The organism is Streptomyces sp. NPDC056224 (assembly GCF_042267665.1).
Lineage (GTDB): Bacteria > Actinomycetota > Actinomycetes > Streptomycetales > Streptomycetaceae > Streptomyces.
Genome location: NZ_JBHJTK010000040.1, coordinates 22,972 through 43,669 on the forward strand (window position 1 = coordinate 22,972; position 20,698 = coordinate 43,669).

A 20,698-nucleotide genomic window follows, 5' to 3' on the forward strand; every position below is an offset into this window, starting at 1 on the left:
CCAGGGGGAACCGGAGGAGGTACGCGATGGACAGTGAATCGGACCAGCAGCCGACACGGTCGGACCGGCTCTTCACGGGCGGGGAGCGGCCGTACGACCCCGAGGACCTCGTGATGGCGACCGGCCACGACCCGACTCCGGAGCGGGTCGAGAAGGCGCGCAAGCTGATCGAGAAGGAGGGCCCGCAGGTCATCGAGCGCTACCTGCCGTAGCGCTCCGTACGCACGCTGCTGACGCCCCGGCCCGGGGTCGCCCCCCGGGGCCGGGGCCGTATCCGGAGACGGGGCCGTATCCGGGGACGGGGCGGGGCACGGCCGCACCGGACCGCATCCAGAGCCGGTGAATGCTCGTTAGCCGTCCGGGGGCCACGACCCTAAGGACTGGTGAATGCACGCTCTCGACATCGACTGGGACCACCCCACGGACCCCGGGCCCGGCCCGCAGCTCGACCACGTGCGCGCGTACGTGACCTCGGCGGGCGCGGACGGCCACCTGTGGCACGGGGTGCCCACCCTGCTGCTCACCACGGTCGGCCGCACCACCGGCCGCACCGTCCGCACCCCGCTGATCTACGGCGAGGACCGGGACACGGCCCGCCTCATCGTCCTGGCCTCGGGCTACGGCGCCCCGCACCACCCCGCCTGGTACGAGAACCTCACCGTCCACCCGGAGATCCGTGTCCAGGTCGGCGCCGCCGCCTTCGGGGCGACGGCACGCACGGCCACGCCGACGGAACGGGACACGTACTGGGACATGATGACCGGCCTGTGGCCGCCGTACGAGGACGACCAGGTGTCCGCCTGGCCGCGCGAGATCCCGCTGGTCATCCTGCAGCGCTGAGGAATGGTTCCTGCGGACCGGCCCCCCGCAGCCGGCCGCAGGGGCGGACTATTGGGGTGCGGGTCCGGTCGGGTCCGCCGTAGGGTCGACGCCCGTGGAACCACTCACCGAGAAACAGATCCGCTCCTCCTTCGTGAACTGCACCAAGGGCGAGGCGGCGCGGCTGCGGCTGCCACTCGACTTCACCGAACTGCCCTGGGAGGAGCTGGACTTCCTCGGCTGGGTGGATCCGGGGGCGCCGCTGCGGGCCCATCTCGTACGGCCGACGTCCGAGGGCCCGGTGGGCATCTCGCTGCGGGTGCCCGCCGTGAACCGCACCAGCGCGGTGAAGTCCAGCCTCTGCCAGATCTGCCTGACCGGCCACGCGTCCTCCGGTGTCACCCTGCTCGCCGCCCCGCTGGCAGGCGCCCGGGGCCGTGACGGCAACACCGTGGGCATCTACGTCTGCGCGGACCTCGCCTGCCCCCTGTACGTACGCGGCAAGCGGCAGCCGAAGCTGCGCGCCGGCCGGTACGAGGAGTCCCTCACCCTGGACGAGCGCCTCGCGCGCATGTCCGGCAACCTGGACGCCTTCGCGGCCAGGGTCACGGCGGGGGTCACGGCGGCCTGAGCCCCGGGCCGCGCCCCGGGCACGCCGGGGCGCGGCCCCGGACACCGTCACGACCCGTTCGGGTCACTGATCGCCGAACCGGTCGCCCGACCCGCCCCCCTTCCGCTACCAACAGGACGGAAGGGGGGAACAGGTGCACGCACACGCACAGGCACACACCCACGAGCAGGACCGGAGCCGGGACAGCGGGCCGTTCCTCCTCGCGAACGTACTGGCGGACGCCCTCGTCACCATCGGCCGGCCACGGTCGCCCGATCCCCGCGAGGGCTCTCCCGCGACCTGCCGTCATTGCGGCGAAGCCGCGTACTGGCACAGGATTTGACGACAGGGCCTAGGAGGCCGCCGCGGCGACGGCGCTGTACGTGCGTCCCCCTACGGCGTACTCACCGAGCGGGGTCATGCCGAAGCCGTCCACGTGCGCCTTCCAGGAAGGCACGTTCCCGGCCTCGATGAAGGCCACCACCACGTCCGCGCGTCCCGATGCCGCCGCCAGGGCCATGGTGAACAGCGCCCGGGCCACGCCGCGGCCCCGGTATCCCGCGTCGACCACGACCGGTCCGTAGAGCAGCCAGTTCACCTCGCTCAGCGGACGGCCCTCCCACTCCAGCACGTCCTGGGCCCGGAGCAGGCCCGCGACCGCGGGCGGCGGGGCGGGCATGTCCTCGGCCGACGACAGGGCCAGCAGCCCGGCGAGCCGGCCCTCGTCGTCCGCGACGAGGAGCTCCCCGGCCGCGGCCATGGTGCTCAGCGTGCCGACGTCGAACGCGCCCTGGACGAAGCCCTGCCGCGCGCGCTGCTCCGGCGTCAGGGCGTCATGGTGGTTGGCGGCGAAGAGCGCGGCCATGTCCGGCGCGTCGGCCTCGGTGGCGTATCGGTAGCGCATGGGCCGATGCTGCCACGGCTCACCCCCGGTCGTAGACGGTCACCGCCACGCCACGCGCGCACAACGCGTCCGTGATCAGCGGCTCGATACGCGTCCACGTGCCGCCGGCCAGCCCACAGCCGATGCGCGGCATGTGGACGGTGGCCCCCAGCTCGACGGCCTGGTCGGCCAGCGCGGCGAGGCAGCGCTCCACGGCGTCGTACCGGATCGGCGGTCCCCCGCTCCCGGTGCGTATCCCGCGCTGGCCGACCATGTTGGCCACCCACACGTCGGGCTGCACCCGGACGAGTTGCACGGCCCCGAGTCCGAAGTCGTTCCCGCTGCGCCCGCGGTGCCAGGCCCGGAACGCGGCCTCCGGCTCGGGCCACCGCTTCGAAACGGCCAGCACGAAGCCCTTCCCCCACCCCCCGAGGTCGTTGCAGACATGGGCGATGATCTTGGGTCCCTTGGCCTGCGGACTCGTGGCATCCCCGGCAATGATCCTCAGCGGCTTCATGTCGAAACGGTAGGCGAGCCCACTGACAACGGGGCGGGGGTGGGAGCGCGGGGCGGTGGCTTCGGGGGCGGAATGCCCACCGGCCGGGATCGGGGGCGGAAGCGGAGGCGGGACCACGGCGGGCGGGTGGCCGCCCCGAAGCCCCCGCCCCGCGTCCCTGATCCCGACCGGCCGAGGCCCCGCCCCCGAAGCACCCCCTCAGAGGTACTCGCGGGCGAACTCCACCGCCCACTCGACCGCCGCCACGGGGACGCCGCCCGCGCGGGGGTCGACGGTGAGGCGGGCGGCCTCCCAGCCCTGGTCGTGGTCGCGGTGGATCACGAAGTGCACCTCCTCGGCGTCCCCCCGCCGGGCCACCAGGAACTCGATCGCCCGGTCGTCACCGTCCGTGCCGACCGTGTTGATCGACATGTCACCGACTACGAACTCCACTACTTCTCACCCTCACCGGCATCGCTGGTATCACTGGCATCGCTGGCATCACTGGCATCACTGGCTGTACAGGACCAGCAGCAGGAACGCCATGAAGACCGCCCCCGCGATCATGAGGCCGCCCGCCACAGCCGCGATCACCGTGCCGACCCGTTCGACGCCCAGGCGGTGGTCCGTCGGCTTCCACTCGCCCTGACTCATGCCCCCAGCCTCTCCCCGGCCGCCGCCCCACGCATGAGCGCGCGTACTCAGCCGCCGTACTCGGTACTCAGCCCGTACCCGGCCCGCACGCTCACCCGCGGGCGTCACCCGCAAGGGTGACGAGCGCAACACCCGCGCTCGACCTCCCCCCACCCCTCACCCATTCCGCAGGCCGGAACGGCGGCGCGGCCGCCGTTTCCAAGGGCGGAGCGCACCACCACCCACCCATCGCGCGAAATGGGGCATATCCACCTTCATATTCGGCTGAAATGCCGGAGCGGGCTCACGGGGAGCCCCGTAAGCTCCCGTTATGCAGGTGATCCAGTCAACGAAACTCGCCAATGTCTGCTACGAGATCCGCGGCCCCGTCCTCGAAGAGGCGATGCGGCTCGAAGCAGCAGGTCATCGCATCCTCAAGCTCAACACCGGCAACCCCGCGGCCTTCGGCTTCGAGTGCCCGCCGGAGATCCTTGAGGACATGCTCCGCAACCTGGGCAGCGCCCACGGGTACGGGGACGCGAAGGGGCTGCTCTCCGCGCGCCGCGCGGTCATGCAGCACTACCAGACCAAGGGCATCGAGCTGGACGTCGAGGACATCTACCTCGGCAACGGCGCCTCCGAGCTGATCCAGATGTCGATGCAGGCGCTGCTCGACGACGGCGACGAGGTGCTGGTCCCGGCGCCGGACTACCCGCTCTGGACCGCCTCCGTCTCGCTCGCCGGCGGCACGGCCGTGCACTACCGCTGCGACGAGCAGTCCGACTGGATGCCGGACCTCGCCGACATCGAGCGCAAGGTCACCGACCGCACCCGCGCGATCGTGATCATCAACCCGAACAACCCGACCGGCGCCGTCTACGACGACGAGATGCTGCGCGGGCTCACGGACATCGCCCGCCGCCACAACCTGATCGTCTGCTCGGACGAGATCTACGACCGGATCCTCTACGACGGCGTGACCCACACCAACACCGCCGCCATCGCGCCCGACCTGCTGACGCTGACCTTCAACGGGCTGTCGAAGAACTACCGCGTCGCCGGCTACCGGGCCGGCTGGATGGCGGTCTGCGGCCCGAAGGCGAACGCCTCCTCGTACATCGAGGGCCTCACGATCCTCGCGAACATGCGCCTGTGCGCGAACATGCCGTCGCAGCACGCCGTGGCCACCGCGCTCGGCGGCCGGCAGTCGATCGAGGACCTGGTCCTGCCGGGCGGGCGGATCCTGGAGCAGCGCAACGTCGCGTACGACCTGCTCACCCAGATCCCCGGCGTCACCTGCGTGAAGCCGAAGGGCGCCCTGTACGCCTTCCCCAGGCTCGACCCCTCCGTCTACAAGATCAAGGACGACCGGCAGATGGTCCTGGACCTGCTGCGGGCCGAGAAGATCATGGTCGTGCACGGTACGGGCTTCAACTGGCCCGAGCCCGACCACTTCCGGATCGTGACCCTGCCGAACGCCGTGGACCTGGCCGATGCCGTGACGCGGATCGGGAACTTCCTGGACGGTTACAGCCAGCCCTAGGGGGTGTCCGGCGGACACCCCCTGCGCCCCCGGGCCGGAGAGCAGGATTGAGCTCAATTTTAGAACGGATCCAATGTAGGATGGTCTCCTGACCACGCAGGAGGCCACCTCATGTACGAGCCGATCCGCACCAAGCCGGTCGTCCACCGCGTGGACGGCAACCCGACGACCGACTATCCGCACCGCAGCCGCGGCGAAGCGCTGGACATCCAGCTCGCCGGGCACCTCGCCGCCCTGCTCGCCGTCACCGACGAGCTCGGGCTCGCCGAGGAGGCCGCCGGGATCGCCGCACAGGTCGCGCGGCTGCGGGGGGCCCAGCCTGCCCGCGCGCCGCAGCAGGACCCCGCCGGGGACGGCGCGGCCCTGCACCAGCGCGCGCACGACCTCGCCGCCCGCGCGCTCCTCGTCGCCGCGTCCCGCGCCGACACCACCGTCGCGATCCTCGCCGCCGAGCGCATGGACGCCCATGCCGCCGCCCTGAAGTCCCCGGACCTGGCCGGCGCCCTCTGACGGCCCCGGTCCGGGGCCGCGGAGGCTCCGGACCGGGCGCCATACCCCTGCGGGGAGCCCGGCGGCCGAAGCCCGGCCCCTGCCCGGTCACCTCCGGCGGCGCCCCCGCCCGTGCGGTCCGGGCGCGCCGCCACCGGGGCTCCGCCCCGAACCCCGCGCCCCCAACCCCGTGCCTCGAACGCCGATGCGGCTGAAGATGCCGCGGCGCGGCCCGGCCCGGCAGGGCGCCGCTCAGGGCGCCGCTCGGGGCGCCGCTCAGGGGCGCCGCTCAGGGCTCCAGCGCCTCCGTGAGGGCCACGCCCGCGACCCCGCACCACGGGACCGTCGCCACAGGCCACACCGGGCCGACCGCCTCGGCGCGTTCCGGCGTTCCGGGGGCCAGGCCCGGGATCTTCACCAGTGCCTGCGCGACCCGCGCGCCCGGCTCGGCGTGTTCCCGGTCGCGGAACTCCACCGTGACCACGTACGAGCCCTCGCCCGTCGCCTCCACCGTCGCCGCCACGCGCCGGCTCGCCGGATCGATCCGACAGCCGGTCACCCGGGCCCGCACGTCCTCCACGACCTCGCGGGGCGGCTCGCCGCTGGCCCACACGTACAGCCCCAGCGGGGCGAACACCAGCAGCCCGGCCAGTGTCACCAGGCCGACCAGCCAGCCCTGCCACTTCAACGCGCTCACGCCCATGCGCAGATCCTCCCGGGCGGCCGCCCCTCCCACCAGCACCCGCGGGTTCACACAGCATTTCGAAGTGGGACCGCCTGGACACCTGCCGTTCATTCAACTCGACGTGGAATGTGGGTTTCCGCGAGCACGCTGCACCCGTGAGACGCATCCTAGGAATCGTCCTGGGTGTGCTCCTCCTCGGAGGCGTGCTCTTCATCGCCTTCTTCCAGGGGCACGACCCAGACCCCACGGCAACGAAGACCGTGGTACGTGGCGTCATCGGCTCGGAGAAGTACGAGTTCTTCCGCGACCCGGACGTCGTCAAGGCCCTTGCCGCCAAGAACTACACGGTGGACACGGATACCTCGGGCTCCTGGGCGATGGACCAGCTCGCCCTCAAGGAGCTCGACTTCGCCTTCCCCAGCAGCAGTGAACCCGCCAAGGAGGTGGAAACCGCGGCCGGGGTCAAGGGCGCGCAGGAGACCAAGCCCTTCTACTCCCCGCTCGTCGTGATCGCCCGTTCCAACGCCGCCAAGGTCCTGGCCGACAACGGTCTGGCGAAGACGACCGGCAAGAACACCGGGACCCTCCTCATGGGCCCCTTCCTCAAGGCCGCCGCCGAGGACCGCACCTGGCAGCAGCTGCCCGGCTCCTCCGCCCACGCCGAGCTGACCGGCACCGTGTTCATCAAGACCACCGACCCGGCCACCTCCAACTCCGGCGCCCTCTTCCTCGCCGCCGCCTCCAACGTGGCGAACGGCAACAACGTGGTCTCCGACGACGCCGGGATCGCCCGCACGGCACCGCTGATGCGCAAGCTGATCTCCGTCCAGGGCGCTCTGGCGCCGAGCACCGACGACCCCTTCCGCGCCTTCATCAGCGGCAGCGGCGAACCGCTCATCCTGGTCTACGAGTCCCAGGTGGCGTCCTTGCTCCTGCAGAAGCAGGAAGGCGGGCACGTCGACGACATGGTGGTCCTCTACCCGGACACCACGGTCAACACCGCGCACACCTTCGTACCGCTCAGCGACAGGGCCAAGGGGCTCGGCACCCTCCTCGCGACCGACCCGAAGCTGCGCGAGCTGGCCCTGCGCCACGGGTTCCGCCCGCAGGACGGCGTGCCCGAGTTCACCGCCGCCACCGCGCCGCACGCCGCGTACCTCAACCCGGGACTGACCGGCATCCGCCAGGTCGGCACACCCACCGTCAAGATCCTGATGGCGCTGGCCGCCCGCGCCAAGGGCCAGGGGGACACACCGTGACACTGACACCGACCGCCGACGCAGCCGACGGCCCGCTCGTCCTCAGCGCTCCCGAGCCCGTCGCGCCCGTCCGCAAGGAGCAGGCGGCCGGCCTCGTCCCCCTCCAGGACGGCGTCCGCGACGAGATGGCCCGCCGGGCCGGGGAGTACGTCGCCGCGCTCGCCGGGATCGACGCCCGCTCCCCCGAGTTCGCTCAGCGCCTCGGCGAGATCGCCGGGCTGGGCTCGGCCGACATCCGCACGGCCGCCCAGCAGTCCAACCGGATGCTGGAGCGGGCGGTGCGCTCGCTCGGCTCCGACGGGGGCGGCGACGCGCAGGCCCGGGTGGCCGGCTCCCTCGTCGAACTGCGGCGCACCGTGGAGGACCTCGACCCGCGGGACACGCCCGCCAGGGGCGTCGGCAAGCTGCTCGCGAAGCTGCCCGGCGGCAACAGGTTCCGCGACCACGTGGCCAAGTACGCCTCCTCGCAGGCGACCCTGAACAAGATCGTGGGGGCGCTGCGCGGCGGCCAGGACGAACTGCGTCGCGACAACGCGGCCCTGCACACCGAGCGCTCACGGCTCTGGGAGACGATGGGCAAGCTCCAGGAGTACGCGGTCCTCACCGAGGCCCTGGACACCGCCGTCGAGCAGCGGATCGCCGAGGCCGGGCACACCGACCCGCAGCAGGCCGACGCGATGCGCGCGGACGTCCTCTTCCCCGTCCGGCAGAAGCACCAGGACCTGCTGACGCAGCTGGCGGTGTGCGCGCAGGGCTACCTGGCGATGGACGTGGTCCGGCGCAACAACGAGGAACTGATCAAGGGCGTCGACCGGGCCGCGACCACCACGGTGTCCGCGCTGCGGATCGCCGTGATGCTGGCCTCGGCCCTCGACAACCAGCGCACGGTGACCGAGCAGGTCAACGCGTTGCGCGGCACCACCGAGGAGCTGATCCGGGGCAACGCGCAGATGCTGTCCACACAGAGCGGCGAGATCCAGCGGATCGCGGCCGATCCGGCGGTGGGCGCCGAGACCCTGCGGACGGCGTTCGCGCAGATCTACCGGACGCTCGACACGATCGACACCTTCAAGGTGCAGGCCACCGAGAGCATGGCCGCGACCGTGGAGTCCCTGACCGGGGAGCTGCGGACGGCCTCGGCGTACCTCGCGCGGACGCGCACCGCCGGTGTGCTCGAGGGCGGTGCCCAGTGAGGGGGCGCGTGCACCGGCGGGGCCGGATGATCGCGGGCCTGGTCCTCGCCGCGCTGGCCGGCGCGAGCGGCTGCGCCTCCGACGGGCCCGACCGGCCCGACGACCCGAAGCCGACCGCCTACAAGGAGGGCACCCTGCGGGTGCTGGCCTCCAGTGAGCTCGCCGACATGCAGCCGGTGCTGGAGCAGGCCAGGAAGGCCACCGGGGTCACCGTGAACCTCACCTGGTCCGGGACCCTCGACGCCGCCGAGCAGATCGCCTCCGGGAAGGCCGACGGAAGGTACGACGCGGTCTGGCTGTCCTCGAACGACTATCTGCGGCTGCGTCCGCAGGCCGCCGGGAAGCTCGCCAACGAGGTCCCGGTGATGTCCTCGCCCGTCGCCCTCGGGGTGAAGCCGGAGTCGCTGGCCCGGCTCGGCTGGAAGCCGGAGGAGGTCACCTGGTCGGCGGTGCACGAGGCGGTCGCGGGAGGCAGGCTGACGTACGGGATGACCGATCCGGTGCGCTCGAACTCCGGCTTCTCCGCGCTGGTCTCGGTGGCCTCGGGCCTGTCGGGTGCGCAGGCGGCGCTGACGGACGCGGACGTGAAGGCGGCCGCGCCCCGGCTGAAGGAGTTCTTCGCCGGGCAGAAGCTGACCTCGGGCTCCTCCGGCTGGCTCGCCACCGCCTACGCCCAGCGCCCCGACGTGGACGCGCTGGTGAACTACGAGTCGGTGCTGCTCTCGATGAACCGGGACGCCAAGGCTCCGCTGACGGTGATCCGGCCGCGTGACGGCGTGGTCACCGCGCACTACCCGCTGACCCTGCTGACCTCGGCCCCGGCCGGGGCGCGCGAGTCGGGCCGGGCCCTGACGGAGTACCTGCGCGGGGCACAGGCGCAGCAGGCGATCACCGGGGCGACCTTCCGCCGGCCGGTCGCGGCGGGGGTGGCGCCGGCCCCCGGGCTGGGCGCTTCGGTGCGGCGCGAGCTGCCGTTCCCCGGCTCGCTCGCGGTCGCCGACGGGCTGCTGGCCTCGTACGAGAACGAGCTGCGCCGGCCCTCGCGGACGGTGTACGTGCTGGACACTTCGGGTTCGATGGCCGACGACGACCGCATCGGGCGGCTGAAGGCCGCACTCACGGACCTCACGGGCAGCGGGAGTTCGGGGACCGGGGAGCGGTTCCGGGACCGCGAGGAGGTGACGCTCCTGCCGTTCGGGTCCAGGGTGAAGCAGGTACGGACGCACGTGGTCGAGCCCGGCAGTCCGGGGCCGGCCCTGGATGCGATCCGGGGCGACGTGAAGTCCTTGCGGCCGGAGGGAGGCACGGCGGTCTACAGCAGCCTGGAGGCGGCGTACGAGCAGCTCGGCAAGGGCGGCACGGACGCGTTCACCTCGATCGTGCTCATGACGGACGGCGAGAACACCGAGGGCGTCGGGGCCGGTCACTTCGACGCCTTCTACGCCGCGCTGCCCGAGGGCCAGAAGCACACTCCGGTCTTCGCGGTGCTGTTCGGGGACTCGGACCGCAAGGAGCTCACCCACATCACCGAACTGACCGGCGGGCGGCTCTTCGACGCCACCGACGGGAACGGTTCGCTGAACGGAGCCTTCGAGGAGATCCGTGGCTACCAGTAGAGCGGGCAGAGCAGGCGGGGCGGGCGCGGCGGCCAGGCTGCTCGGTTACCTGGAGTCGAAGAAGAACCTGGCCGGCTCCGCATGCGGGCTGGCCGGTCTGGGCCTGGGCTTCGCCGGTGTGGGCGGGTCGTTCTGGCCGGTGGTGGTCGCCGGGCTGTACGGGGCGGGCGCGCTCATCGCCCCGCCGGAGCGGGTGGATCCGCCGCACCACCCGGACGCCGCCGAGCAGCTGGGCGTCGTCCGGGAGGACTTCGGGCGGCTGCGCGAGTACCTGGCCGAGGTGGACCTGCCGCCGGCGGCGGGCGGGAAGCTGGCCGAGCTGATGGAGCTGTACGCGGCGCTGCTGGATCCGGGGTGGGTGGCCGACGCGCTGGCCGCCGAACCGGAGTGGGTGCACGCGCTGTCGCGGGCGATCCGGCTGGACGTCCCGGAGTGCGTGGACACGTACAACCGGACGCGCTGGTGGACCCGGATGACGTCGGGCGCCGAGTCGCCGGAGCGGCACCTGGAGCGGCAGCTGGTGGTCCTGTACGACGAGGCGGAACGCGTGACGGCCGGCCTCCACGGGGTGGAGGCCGGCCGTCAGCAGACGCACACGACCTATCTGGAGGAGCGCGGACGCTCCTGACAGGCCGGTGCTGCGGTGGGCGCCGCTTGGTCGGGGGCTCCCACAGCGGTGGGCGCCGCTTGGTCGGGGGCTCCCACGTTCATTGGCCCTTCTTCAGGGCGCGTCCTGGCTCAGCCCAGGCGCTCCACGAGCGCGTGGTACTGGTCCCACAGCTCCTTGGGGGTGTGGTCGCCGTAGGTGTTCAGGTGCTCGGGGACCAGGGCGGCCTCCTCGCGCCAGACCTCCTTGTCGACCGTGAGGAGGAAGTCGAGGTCCTCGGCCGGGAGGTCCAGGCCGTCGAGGTCGAGGGAGTCCTTGGTCGGCAGGATGCCGATGGGGGTCTCGACACCCTCGGCGGTGCCGTCGAGGCGGCCGACGATCCACTTCAGGACGCGGCTGTTCTCGCCGAAGCCGGGCCACACGAACTTGCCCGCGTCGTTCTTGCGGAACCAGTTCACGTAGTAGATCTTCGGGAGCTTGGCCTGGTCCTTGTTCGCGGCCACCTTGACCCAGTGGGCCATGTAGTCGCCCATGTTGTAGCCGCAGAACGGCAGCATGGCGAAGGGGTCGCGGCGCAGCTCGCCGACCTTGCCCTCGGCGGCGGCGGTCTTCTCGGAGGCGATGTTCGAGCCGATGAAGACGCCGTGGTTCCAGTCGAAGGACTCGGTGACCAGCGGCACGGCGGAGGCGCGGCGGCCGCCGAAGAGGATCGCGGAGATCGGGACGCCCTTGGGGTCCTCCCACTCGGGGGCGATCGTCGGGCACTGGGAGGCCGGGACGGCGAAGCGGGCGTTCGGGTGGGCGGCCGGGGTCTCGGACTCCGGCGTCCAGTCGTTGCCCTTCCAGTCGATCAGGTGGGCGGGCGCCTCCTCGGTCATGCCCTCCCACCAGACGTCGCCGCCGTCGGGGGTGAGCGCGACGTTGGTGAAGACGGTGTTCGCGTACATCGTCTTCATGGCGTTGGCGTTGGTGTGCTCGCCGGTGCCGGGGGCGACGCCGAAGAAGCCGGCCTCGGGGTTGATCGCGTAGAGGCGGCCGTCCTCGCCGAAGCGCATCCAGGCGATGTCGTCGCCGATGGTCTCCACCGTCCAGCCGGAGATCGTGGGCTCCAGCATGGCGAGGTTGGTCTTGCCGCAGGCGGACGGGAAGGCGGCGGCGACGTACTTGGCCTCACCCTGCGGCGGGGTGAGCTTGAGGATCAGCATGTGCTCGGCGAGCCAGCCCTCGTCACGCGCCATGACGGAGGCGATGCGCAGGGCGTAGCACTTCTTGCCGAGCAGGGCGTTGCCGCCGTAGCCGGATCCGTAGGACCAGATCTCGCGGGTCTCGGGGAAGTGCGAGATGTACTTGGTGGTGTTGCACGGCCACGGGACGTCGGCCTCGCCCTCGGCGAGCGGAGCGCCGAGGGTGTGGACGGCCTTGACGAAGAAGCCGTCGGTGCCGAGCTCGTCCAGGACGGGCTTGCCCATGCGGGTCATGGTGCGCATGGCGACCGCGACGTAGGCGGAGTCGGTGATCTCGACGCCGATCGCGGAGAGCTCGGAGCCGAGGGGGCCCATGCAGAAGGGGACGACGTACATCGTCCGGCCCTTCATGGAGCCGCGGAAGATGCCCTTCTCTCCCGCGAAGATCTCCTTCATCTCCGCCGGGGCCTTCCAGTGGTTGGTCGGGCCCGCGTCCTCCTCCTTCTCGGAGCAGATGAAGGTCCGGTCCTCGACGCGCGCGACGTCGGAGGGGTCGGAGGCGGCGTAGTACGAGTTCGGGCGCTTCGTCTCGTCGAGCTTCTTGAACGTTCCCTTGGCGACGAGCTCCTCGCACAGGCGCTCGTACTCGGCCTCGGAGCCGTCGCACCAGACGATGCGGTCCGGCTGGGTCAGGGCAGCGATCTCGTCCACCCAGGAGATCAGCTCCTGGTGGTTCGTCGGGACAGTGGGAGCCGCGTTGTCGCGCGCCACGATTGCTCCTTGTTGAGGGGTTTGTTTGGTGTAGGCCCCGTGGGGGCTGCGACCCGGACGCTTCGCGCTCCGCTCATCCGGTGTCGACCGCACTCATCTGATCATCCGGTGCATGTGCGCATATGTCCAGGGGGCCTCTCACGTGAGCATCGCCACGTCCGTCAATCTTCCGTAAAGAGCACCGAGGGAAACCTACGGACCCGTAGGTAGCATGTCGCTCATGACTTCTGACGCCGCGGCCGCACCGGAGCCGGAGGCCAAGCCGCTGATGCGCGGCTGGCTGCACCTAGGAATGTTCCCCGCCGTGGTGGTCGCGGGGCTGGTGCTGATGGCCTTCACCGACTCGACCCGGGCACGCGTGGCCTGCGGGGTGTACATCCTCACGGCATGCCTGCTCTTCGGCGTCAGCGCGGTCTACCACCGCGGTACGTGGGGACCGCGCGGCGAGGCCATCCTGCGGCGGCTCGACCACGCCAACATCTTCCTCATCATCGCGGGGACCTACACCCCGCTGACCGTCCTGCTGCTCCCGCCCTCCACGGGACGGACGCTGCTGTGGGCGGTGTGGCTCGCCGCCGCCGCGGGCATCGCCTTCCGCGTCTTCTGGGTCGGCGCGCCGCGCTGGCTGTACACCCCGTGCTACATCGCGATGGGCTGGGCCGCGGTCTTCTTCCTGCCCGACTTCATGCGCACCGGCGGCATCGCCGTCCTGGTCCTGGTGATCGTCGGCGGCCTGCTGTACAGCGTGGGAGGGGTCATCTACGGGATGAAGCGCCCCAACCCCTCCCCACGCTTCTTCGGCTTCCACGAGGTCTTCCACTCACTGACCCTCGCGGCCTTCGTCGCGCACTACGTCGGCATCTCGCTCGCCGCGTACTCGCACTGACCGACGCGGCCGGTCAGCAGGCGTACCCGTCACGGTCGGGGTCCAGGCGCAGCGGATCGCTCCCGTTGACCTTCATGCGCTGCGGGTACCGGTGGGCGGCCAGCCAGTCGCAGCGGGCCTTCGTCGTCTCCTTCACCTCCGCCGGGAAGCGGGTCGGTACGCACAGGCTGACCGTGCCGTAGTGGCGGTCGCAGCCGGCCACGCTCGGCGGGACGGGGACGGAGTCCCGCTCGGCCGGGTTGTCCCTGGCGGGACCCAGCCTGTCCGCGAAGGCGTGCTCGTGCGCGGCGGGCTGCTCCTCGGCGGCCGCCAGCGCCGGGGCCCCGCCCAGGCGGACCCAGGTCGCGATCGACGGGACGCCGTTCGCGTCGACCGCGAAGAGCATGTACCAGCCGGGCGGCGCCAGGTTGGGGTTGCTGGTGACGGCCAGGTCGACGGTGTTCCCGTCGACCGTCATGGGCAGGTCCACGAACCGCTGGTTCGGGTCCGACGAGTGGGTGACCGCCGCCGGACGGATCAGTTCCGCCTTGGCGACGGGCCGGTCGACGGTGATCCGCTGCGTGTCCCCGTACACCCACTGCGTGTCGATCACCGAGGTGATCTGCGGGCGCGGGCCCTTGAAGAGGTACGGCGGCGTGTAGATCGACACGTTGTGGTTGTAGGTGCCGTTGCCCGGGTTGTCGCCGACCGACATGACCCGGCCGTCGGGCATCAGGAACGACGCCGAGTGGTAGGTCCGCGGGATCGGGTCGGCGGCGAGTCCCGCCTGGTAGGTGTTGGTCACCGGGTCGAAGAACGAGGCCTCGAAGACGGGGTCCGCCCGGTCGTGCAGCCCGCCGCCGGTCTCCAGCACCTTGCCGTCCGGCAGCAGCACGGCCGACACGTACATCTTGCCCTCGGCCCCGGTCTGTGGCCGCTTGCCCGCACCCGTGTCGACCAGGCCCTGCGGGAGGTCCGGGCCGGCCGTGTAGGCGGGGCTCGGCTTCTTCAGGTCGATGATGTCGGTGATCCGGTTCGCGGCCGGATTCGTCTCGTTGTTGCCGCCGCCGATGGTCAGGACCCGCTGGTCCTGCGCTGGAGGCAGCAGGACGCTCGCCGACTCGTCACGCTGGTCCTTGTTGCGCAGCCCGGGCACGTCGGTGACGGTGTTGGCGTCGTAGTCGTAGACCGAGGAGCCGGTGCCGGGGGTGTTGTTGCCGAACGTGTGGCTGCCCGAGTAGAAGAGCCGCCCGTCCTGCATGAGGATCATCGACGGGTACAGGCCCCAGTACGACCAGGTCTGGTTGACCTCGTTCACCGGCAGCCACTTGTTCTGCGCCGCCGAGAACCTCTCCGCGGTCACGTTGCCCGTGGAGTTCTCCTTCAGGCCGCCGAAGGAGATCACGTCGCCGTTGCCGAGGACCGTCGCCGACGGGTACCAGTGCCCGCCGTTCATGTCGTTCGTCCTCGTGTACGTCTCGGTCGCCGGGTCGAAGACGTAACTGTCCTTCAGCCCCTGGTAGCCGATCCTGCCGTCGGCCGACGGATAGCCCTTGTTGCCGCTCATCACCAGCACCCGGCCGTCGGCCAGCTGCACGTGGCCCGAGCAGAACATGTCCACCGGCGTCGGAATCGTCTTGAACGACCCGTTCGCCGGGTCGTAGACGGCCGAGGTGAAGGTGCCCGCGTTGAACTGGGCGATGTCGTTGCCCGAACCCGCGATCAGCAGCACCTTGCTGTTCTTCAGCACGACGGCGTGCATCGAACGCACCGGGTTCTTGGCCGGGATCACCTCCCACCTGCCCTTGGCGCACTCCTCCGCCGTGCCCGAACAGGCGGGCTGCGGGCCGGCCGCGCCCACCTCCTCCACGGCGTAGTCGTCGGTGGTGAGCGTGCCCACCCCGTACACCGACAGGCCCCACGCGATCTTGTCGGTGCCCGGCGGGACCGCCGGCGTACGGACCTCCGTGCGCGCCCAGGCGGCACTGACCGGCGGGTTCTGCAGGTCGGTCCAGTAGTGCCAGGTCCCGGTCGCGGCCTCCCGCCGGAACACCGTCACCGAGACGTCCGGGGTGTTCGACTTGTACCAGGCGGAGAGGTCGTACTGCCTGCCCGGCGTGACGGTGGGGGCGCAGGTGGCGTTCTCGGTGACCAGCGCCTTGCGGTCGCCGGTCACGCGGCGGGTGAGGGAGACCTTCATCGCCTTGGTGCCGCTGTGCGCGTCGGCGACGGTGGCGAAGGTGAAGTCGTTGTCGCCCCAGCCGGACCTGGACCAGCAGGACGGCATGTCGGCGCCGGGCGCGCCGGCCGTCTCGAAACCTGGATTGGTGAGCAGATTGGGCGGGCCGGCCGTGGCCTGCTGCGGTGCGGTGAGCAGCAGTCCCGCGGTCATCGCCCCGACGGCCAGCAGGGCGGCCCGCCGCCCTGCCCTCCGCCGGATCGTCAGACGCATCGAAAAGTTCCCTTCTGTGCGGCTCAGCTCCTGGTGTGACGCCCCGCCGTGCGCGAGGTGCGCGGCAGGTAGACGAGGGCCTCGGTGGCCGCGTACCGAAGGACGAAGGTGGTGACCAGCGCGAGGGCGGTGGCCGGCAGCGCCGCCATGCCGAGCTTGGCGACGAACACCGCGATCAGCGGGATCCGCAGCAGCAGATCGGCATTGGCGAGCAGCACGAAACGGCCCGCCCGGTCCGCCCGGCGGCGGTGACGGCGGCGGTCGCGGAAGAGCAGGGCCTCGATGAGGACGAAGTTCCACAGCACCCCTGCCTGGTTGGCGACGATCTCCGCCGGCAGGTAGTGCATCCCGGCGTGCGTGAGCAGCCAGAGCGCGGCCAGGTTTGGGACGAAGCCGGAGAGCCCGATGAGGCCGAAGCCGATCATCCGGGCGAGCGGGGTGGCCGAGCGCAGCGAGGCGAGGTGGACGAGGAACCGCATGCCCTCGCGGGCGGTGGACTTGGACTCGCCCGCGAAGCGGTCCTGGAAGACGAAGGGCACTTCGGCGACCTTCACCGGCCGGCCGGGGGCGCCTCCCGGCGTCAGCCGGGTGCGCACCGCCAGCTCCAGCAGGATCTTGTAGCCCAGCGGCTTCAGGGCGTCCGCGGTGACCACCGGGCGGCGCATGGCGAAGAAGCCGCTCATCGGGTCGCTGATCCCGCGCAGGGCGCGCGGGAAGAGCCCCTTGGTGAGCCAGGTCGCGCCGCGCGAGACGGCGATGCGGTAGCCGCCGGCGAGTCCGGCCCGGCTGCCGCCGCTGATGTAGCGGGAGGCGACGACGAGGTCGGCGCCGGTGCGCATCCCCTCGCCGACGAGTTCGGGCACCAGGTGGGGCGGGTGCTGGAGGTCGGCGTCCATGACGACGATCCAGTCGGTGTCCGCCCGCCGGATCCCTTCGACGACCGCGCCGCCTAGGCCGCCGTCGGCGCTCTCGCGGTGCAGGACGGCCACCGGGAAGGGGTACTCCACGGCGGCCTTCTCGATGACGGCCGGGGTGTCGTCCGTGGAGTCGTCCACGAACAGCACCTGACACGGCAGGTGCTCGGGCAGCGCGTCACCGAGCCGGCGCAGCAACTCGCCGATGTTTCCGGATTCGTTGAAGGTCGGGATGATCAGGGTGACGCTGCCCGTGACCGTCCGCGGGGCGGCGGGGTCCGCGTCGACCGGGGCATGGGGGGACCACAGGTCCTCGCTCATGGCGGCTCAGCTCCCACTCTGACGGTCGGCGCGGTCGGCTCCGTCGGCGCGGTCGGCGCGGTCCGTCCGGCGTATCTCGATGCGGTCCTCGCCCGAGCCGAAGACGGCGACCGCCGTCGAATGCTCCAGCGCGGCCTTCACGTTCGGCAGGTTCACCGCGTCGCGGCGCACCGTCGGCGAGGAGACGACGTAGTCGATGTCCCGCCAGCCGCGCGGCAGGGTCCTGCTGACGGCGGGGTCGAGGTCGGCCTTGTAGAACCAGATCGCGCCGAGCCCGGGTTCGTAGCCGCGGTGCACGGCGTCCAGCCACAGCGCGTCGTCCAGCAGCACCCTGGTGCGCGCCGGATCCTCCACCTCGCTGCCGAGCCAGGCCGCGGCCTGCCGGTACGGGGCGTTCGCGTCGGCCGTGAGCGCGGTGCGGTTGCCGTCGTACCAGCGCGGCAGGACGTACGCCGCGGCGCACGCGGTGAGTACGCAGAGCAGCGCCCAGCGCGCGCACACCCACCGCCTGCGCTCCCCCGGGGCCCGGCGGCGGCGCAGCACGGCGTGCGCGACGCCGGCCGCGCCGCCCGCGAGGACGAGGGCCAGGAACGGCAGCGCCTGGATCACGTACATCGCGGGGAGGTAGCCGGAGGGCCGCAGCGCGACGAGGGCGAGGAGGACGGCGGCGAGCGCGGGACCGGCGAGCGCGCGGGCGGTGACCGACGTGTGGCTCCCCCCTGCTCGAACGGAGCCGAGAGCTCGGGGGAGCAGGGTGGCGAGCAGGGTGGCGAGCAGCAGGACGGCGCCGGCCAGCCCGCCGAGCGGCAGGACGGTGTCGTAGTAGAGCCAGGAGCGGAGGACGCCGTTCGAGCCGGAGCCGGCGTCGAGGATGAAGCCGGAGCCCTCGCGGCCCATCTGGTAGGTGATGCCGTCGATGAGCGAGACGTGGCCCGATCCGGGCAGCAGCTCGCCGTTGAGCAGCGCGTACAGCGGATAGGCCAGCCCTATCAGCACGCAGGCGGTGATGGCTCCGGTGACGGCGAACTTGCGGGTGTCGCGGTGACTGTGGCGCCACATGGTCACCAGCAGCGCCGGGAGCACCACCAGCATCGTCTCCTTGGTCAGGACGGCGGTGGCGGCCGCCAGTCCGGCCCCGAAGTGGTGCCACAGGTGACGGCTGGGCGACGCGGCGAGGCAGAAGGCGAGCAGGATCCACATCACCGCGAGGTTGTCGAGGAAGATCTCGCGCTGGAGCACGACGGAGAGCGGTGAGAGCCCGAAGAGGCCCATCGCGAGGCCGGCGGCCCAGCGCGGCAGCCACAGCCGGCGCGCGAGGACGTAGATCAGCACCGCGCTGGCGGCGGCGACGACGAGCATCGAGAACCGCATCGTCGCGACGGTCATCGATTCGGGTACGAAGAGGGAGGGCAGGTACGTCAGTCCCGCGACCTGGATCCAGCCGAGCGGGGGGTGGTCGTACCAGTACGTGTAGTGGGCGAGGCCTTCGCCCTGCTGGACGGCCCACGCCTGGGCGAGGTAGGTGCCCTCGTCGTCGCTCAGGGCCGGGAAGTCGGTGATGTTCCAGCCCTGGACGAGGACGATCACCAGCAGCAGGGCCCCGCAGAGCAGCAGGTCGGGGCGGGAGGAGCGGAAGCGTACGGGCGGGCGGGCCGGCGCGGGCGGCTCGGCTCCGGGCCCGCCGCGGCCGCCCCGCCGGGCGGGGACGCGGGGCTCGGCCGCGCTCGCGTCGGCGGCGGCGGCGGTCGTCGCGGCGGGCCGGGGATCAGTGGCCGTGGGCAGGGTGGCGGTCACCGGTGGCTGTCCTCTCGGATCGCGGGGTGCGAGACGGGCGGGACGGGCGGGGTGGACGCGCTGTACGTGGGCACGGCGGAGGCAGCAGCAGCGGAGGCGGCGGCAGGAGCCGCGGCGGAGGCCGCGGCCCCGCCGAGGTGGGCGCCGGTGTGGCTGGTCAGCTCCCACTCGCCCTGCCCGCGCTGCTCGCGCCAGACCGCGCGGATCGCGGCGCCGGCGAGCATCACCTGGTAGAACGGGCCGCCGACGACGAGCTTGAGGTAGTGCGGGAAGCGGACGGGCAGTCCGTACTGCCTGCCGAAGTCGTGCAGGCCGACGATCTCGAAGACGAACGTCACCATCGCCGTGATCATGGGGAGGAAGGTGATGATCGCGATGCCGACCGGCACGTCGAGGAAGACCGCGGCGGCGAAGTTGAGCGGGATGATCACGCCGGACGCGGCCTGCATGAAGGGCGTCATCAGCGTGTAGCGGGCCAGCCAGCGCTGGCCGCGGCCGGGCAGCTGCCGCCAGTCCCTCTTCCGGTACACCTGGAGGAAGCCCTGGTTCCAGCGGGTGCGCTGCTTGAGCAGGCTCAGCAGCGAGCCCGGCGTCTCCTCGCGGGTGACCATGTCGGAGTCGTACGCGACGACCACCTTCTTGCCGGCCGACGAGAGCCGCACGCCCAGGTCGCAGTCCTCGGCGAGGCAGTTCGGATCCCAGCCGCCGGCCTCGCGCAGCACCTCGGTGCGCACGAAGACGGTGTTGCCGCCGAGCGGGATGAAGCCCTTCTCGGCGTGCAGGTGCAGCCGGGAGCGGAACCAGAAGAAGTACTCCAGGCAGTTGCGCAGGCTGTACCAGCTGGAGTGGAAGTTGATGAGCTGGACCCCGCCCTGCACCACGTCGGCGCCGGTGGAGCGGAAGGCGTGGTCGACGTGGGAGAGCAGCTCGGGGTGGACCTGGTCCTCGGCGTCGAAGACTCCGACGATGTCGCCCCGGCAGGTCGGGAGGGCGGTGTTGAGGGCCTTCGGCTTGTTCTTGGTCTCGTGGCGGTCGACGACGACCCGGACCCGGGCCGGCTCCCTGGCGGCAGCCCGCAGCGCGACGGCGGAGGTCTCGGGGTCGTCGTGGCCGACGATCACGATGATCTCGTAGTCGGTGTGGGTCGACTCCAGGAGCCGGTCGATGGTGTGCTCCAGCACCGCCTGCTCGTGCCGGGCCGGCAGCAGCAGCGAGAAGGCCAGCCTGTCGCCCCCGTCGGGGCGGTCGAAGCGGGTGGAGGCGAGCACCTCGGGCGTCCGCCAGGCGTGCATCTGCCACCAGAGCGTGAAGGCGGCTATCCCGAAGAGCGCAAGCGAAATCACGGAAATGAACACAGAGGTGTACAAAATGTCCCCCCAGACATGCCGCAACCCCAGGCGGCGATTCGTCAAACCCCCGGAGGCTCACGGCGGGCCCCCCCGCCCCCCCCCCCCCCCCCACCCCCCCCCCCCCCCCCCCGGGGGGGCCCCCCGGCCCCCCCCCCCAAAACCCCCGAATTTTAACCGCAAAAATCAACCCCCAAACCGAAAAAAAAAAAAAAACC

The 20,698-nt window shown here is 71.7% G+C and carries 20 protein-coding genes; 10 read left to right on the plus strand and 10 right to left on the minus strand.

The window, feature by feature from the left end:
- Nucleotides 1-26: 26 nt before the first annotated feature.
- The 3 genes from ACFCZ1_RS31080 to ACFCZ1_RS31090 all read left to right on the plus strand — a co-directional run bounded on the left by ACFCZ1_RS31080 (nt 27) and on the right by ACFCZ1_RS31090 (nt 1,450).
- Complete coding sequence (locus tag ACFCZ1_RS31080; RefSeq protein ID WP_362047664.1) at nt 27-212, plus strand: hypothetical protein; 186 nt, start codon at nt 27-29, stop codon at nt 210-212.
- A gap of 175 nt (nt 213-387) precedes the next feature.
- On the plus strand, nt 388-840 hold the full coding sequence (locus ACFCZ1_RS31085) for a nitroreductase/quinone reductase family protein (protein WP_376681604.1): 453 nt from the start codon (nt 388-390) through the stop codon (nt 838-840).
- Nucleotides 841-934: 94 nt separating this feature from the next.
- On the plus strand, nt 935-1,450 hold the full coding sequence (locus ACFCZ1_RS31090; RefSeq protein WP_376681605.1) for an FBP domain-containing protein: 516 nt from the start codon (nt 935-937) through the stop codon (nt 1,448-1,450).
- Between the two features lie 331 nt (nt 1,451-1,781).
- Here the strand turns inward: ACFCZ1_RS31090 and ACFCZ1_RS31095 are convergent, their stop codons facing one another.
- The 4 genes from ACFCZ1_RS31095 to ACFCZ1_RS31110 all read right to left on the minus strand — a co-directional run bounded on the left by ACFCZ1_RS31095 (nt 1,782) and on the right by ACFCZ1_RS31110 (nt 3,462).
- Nucleotides 1,782-2,333 (minus strand): GNAT family N-acetyltransferase, encoded by a 552-nt coding sequence (locus ACFCZ1_RS31095; protein WP_376681606.1) that lies wholly within the window; start codon nt 2,331-2,333, stop codon nt 1,782-1,784.
- A 19-nt stretch (nt 2,334-2,352) separates the two neighbouring features.
- Nucleotides 2,353-2,829, minus strand: coding sequence for a macro domain-containing protein (locus ACFCZ1_RS31100; protein WP_376681607.1), 477 nt, complete (start codon nt 2,827-2,829; stop codon nt 2,353-2,355).
- Nucleotides 2,830-3,027: 198 nt separating this feature from the next.
- A complete protein-coding gene (locus tag ACFCZ1_RS31105; protein ID WP_376681608.1) occupies nt 3,028-3,261 on the minus strand; it encodes a hypothetical protein in 234 nt (77 codons plus the stop codon).
- Between the two features lie 57 nt (nt 3,262-3,318).
- Nucleotides 3,319-3,462: a hypothetical protein gene (locus ACFCZ1_RS31110; RefSeq protein ID WP_376681609.1), complete on the minus strand. Its 144-nt coding sequence runs from the start codon at nt 3,460-3,462 to the stop codon at nt 3,319-3,321.
- A 310-nt stretch (nt 3,463-3,772) separates the two neighbouring features.
- On the opposite strand from ACFCZ1_RS31110, the gene ACFCZ1_RS31115 reads away from it, so the two are divergent.
- Nucleotides 3,773-4,984 (plus strand): pyridoxal phosphate-dependent aminotransferase, encoded by a 1,212-nt coding sequence (locus tag ACFCZ1_RS31115; protein ID WP_376681610.1) that lies wholly within the window; start codon nt 3,773-3,775, stop codon nt 4,982-4,984.
- 111 nt (nt 4,985-5,095) lie between these two features.
- A complete protein-coding gene (locus tag ACFCZ1_RS31120) occupies nt 5,096-5,494 on the plus strand; it encodes a hypothetical protein (protein WP_376681611.1) in 399 nt (132 codons plus the stop codon).
- A 268-nt stretch (nt 5,495-5,762) separates the two neighbouring features.
- On the opposite strand, the gene ACFCZ1_RS31125 is transcribed toward ACFCZ1_RS31120, so the two are convergent.
- Nucleotides 5,763-6,170: a hypothetical protein gene (locus tag ACFCZ1_RS31125; protein WP_376681612.1), complete on the minus strand. Its 408-nt coding sequence runs from the start codon at nt 6,168-6,170 to the stop codon at nt 5,763-5,765.
- A 143-nt stretch (nt 6,171-6,313) separates the two neighbouring features.
- Between ACFCZ1_RS31125 and ACFCZ1_RS31130 the strand changes: the two genes are divergently transcribed.
- From ACFCZ1_RS31130 to ACFCZ1_RS31145, 4 genes are read left to right on the plus strand one after another with little or no spacing between them, the layout of a single operon-like run.
- Complete coding sequence (locus tag ACFCZ1_RS31130) at nt 6,314-7,417, plus strand: hypothetical protein (protein WP_376681613.1); 1,104 nt, start codon at nt 6,314-6,316, stop codon at nt 7,415-7,417.
- Nucleotides 7,414-8,610, plus strand: a complete 1,197-nt coding sequence (locus ACFCZ1_RS31135) for a toxic anion resistance protein (protein ID WP_376681614.1) — start codon at nt 7,414-7,416, stop codon at nt 8,608-8,610. Before ACFCZ1_RS31130 ends, ACFCZ1_RS31135 begins: the two co-directional genes overlap by 4 nt.
- Before the next feature lie 26 nt (nt 8,611-8,636).
- The gene (locus ACFCZ1_RS31140; RefSeq protein WP_376681642.1) at nt 8,637-10,226 is read left to right on the plus strand and encodes a substrate-binding domain-containing protein; all 1,590 of its coding nucleotides are present in this window, start codon (nt 8,637-8,639) and stop codon (nt 10,224-10,226) included.
- Nucleotides 10,213-10,854 carry a hypothetical protein gene (locus tag ACFCZ1_RS31145; protein WP_376681615.1) on the plus strand — a complete coding sequence of 214 codons (642 nt, stop codon included), beginning with the start codon at nt 10,213-10,215 and terminating at the stop codon, nt 10,852-10,854. The genes ACFCZ1_RS31140 and ACFCZ1_RS31145 overlap by 14 nt, the downstream gene beginning before the upstream one ends.
- Before the next feature lie 110 nt (nt 10,855-10,964).
- Here ACFCZ1_RS31145 and ACFCZ1_RS31150 read toward each other — a convergent pair whose 3' ends face one another.
- Nucleotides 10,965-12,788 carry a phosphoenolpyruvate carboxykinase (GTP) gene (locus tag ACFCZ1_RS31150; protein ID WP_376681616.1) on the minus strand — a complete coding sequence of 608 codons (1,824 nt, stop codon included), beginning with the start codon at nt 12,786-12,788 and terminating at the stop codon, nt 10,965-10,967.
- Between the two features lie 220 nt (nt 12,789-13,008).
- On the opposite strand from ACFCZ1_RS31150, the gene ACFCZ1_RS31155 reads away from it, so the two are divergent.
- Entirely contained in the window at nt 13,009-13,674 is a 666-nt protein-coding gene (locus ACFCZ1_RS31155; RefSeq protein WP_376681617.1) for a hemolysin III family protein, read from the plus strand.
- 13 nt (nt 13,675-13,687) lie between these two features.
- Here ACFCZ1_RS31155 and ACFCZ1_RS31160 read toward each other — a convergent pair whose 3' ends face one another.
- Genes ACFCZ1_RS31160 through ACFCZ1_RS31175 form a run of 4 tightly spaced genes read right to left on the minus strand, consistent with a single transcriptional unit; the run spans nt 13,688 to nt 20,501 of the window.
- Nucleotides 13,688-16,105 (minus strand): galactose oxidase-like domain-containing protein, encoded by a 2,418-nt coding sequence (locus ACFCZ1_RS31160; protein ID WP_376681618.1) that lies wholly within the window; start codon nt 16,103-16,105, stop codon nt 13,688-13,690.
- A 23-nt stretch (nt 16,106-16,128) separates the two neighbouring features.
- Entirely contained in the window at nt 16,129-17,340 is a 1,212-nt protein-coding gene (locus ACFCZ1_RS31165) for a glycosyltransferase (RefSeq protein WP_376681619.1), read from the minus strand.
- A gap of 6 nt (nt 17,341-17,346) precedes the next feature.
- Nucleotides 17,347-19,134, minus strand: a complete 1,788-nt coding sequence (locus ACFCZ1_RS31170) for an ArnT family glycosyltransferase (protein ID WP_376681620.1) — start codon at nt 19,132-19,134, stop codon at nt 17,347-17,349.
- Nucleotides 19,131-20,501 carry a glycosyltransferase gene (locus ACFCZ1_RS31175; RefSeq protein WP_376681621.1) on the minus strand — a complete coding sequence of 457 codons (1,371 nt, stop codon included), beginning with the start codon at nt 20,499-20,501 and terminating at the stop codon, nt 19,131-19,133. Before ACFCZ1_RS31175 ends, ACFCZ1_RS31170 begins: the two co-directional genes overlap by 4 nt.
- Between the last annotated feature and the right edge of the window lie 197 nt (nt 20,502-20,698).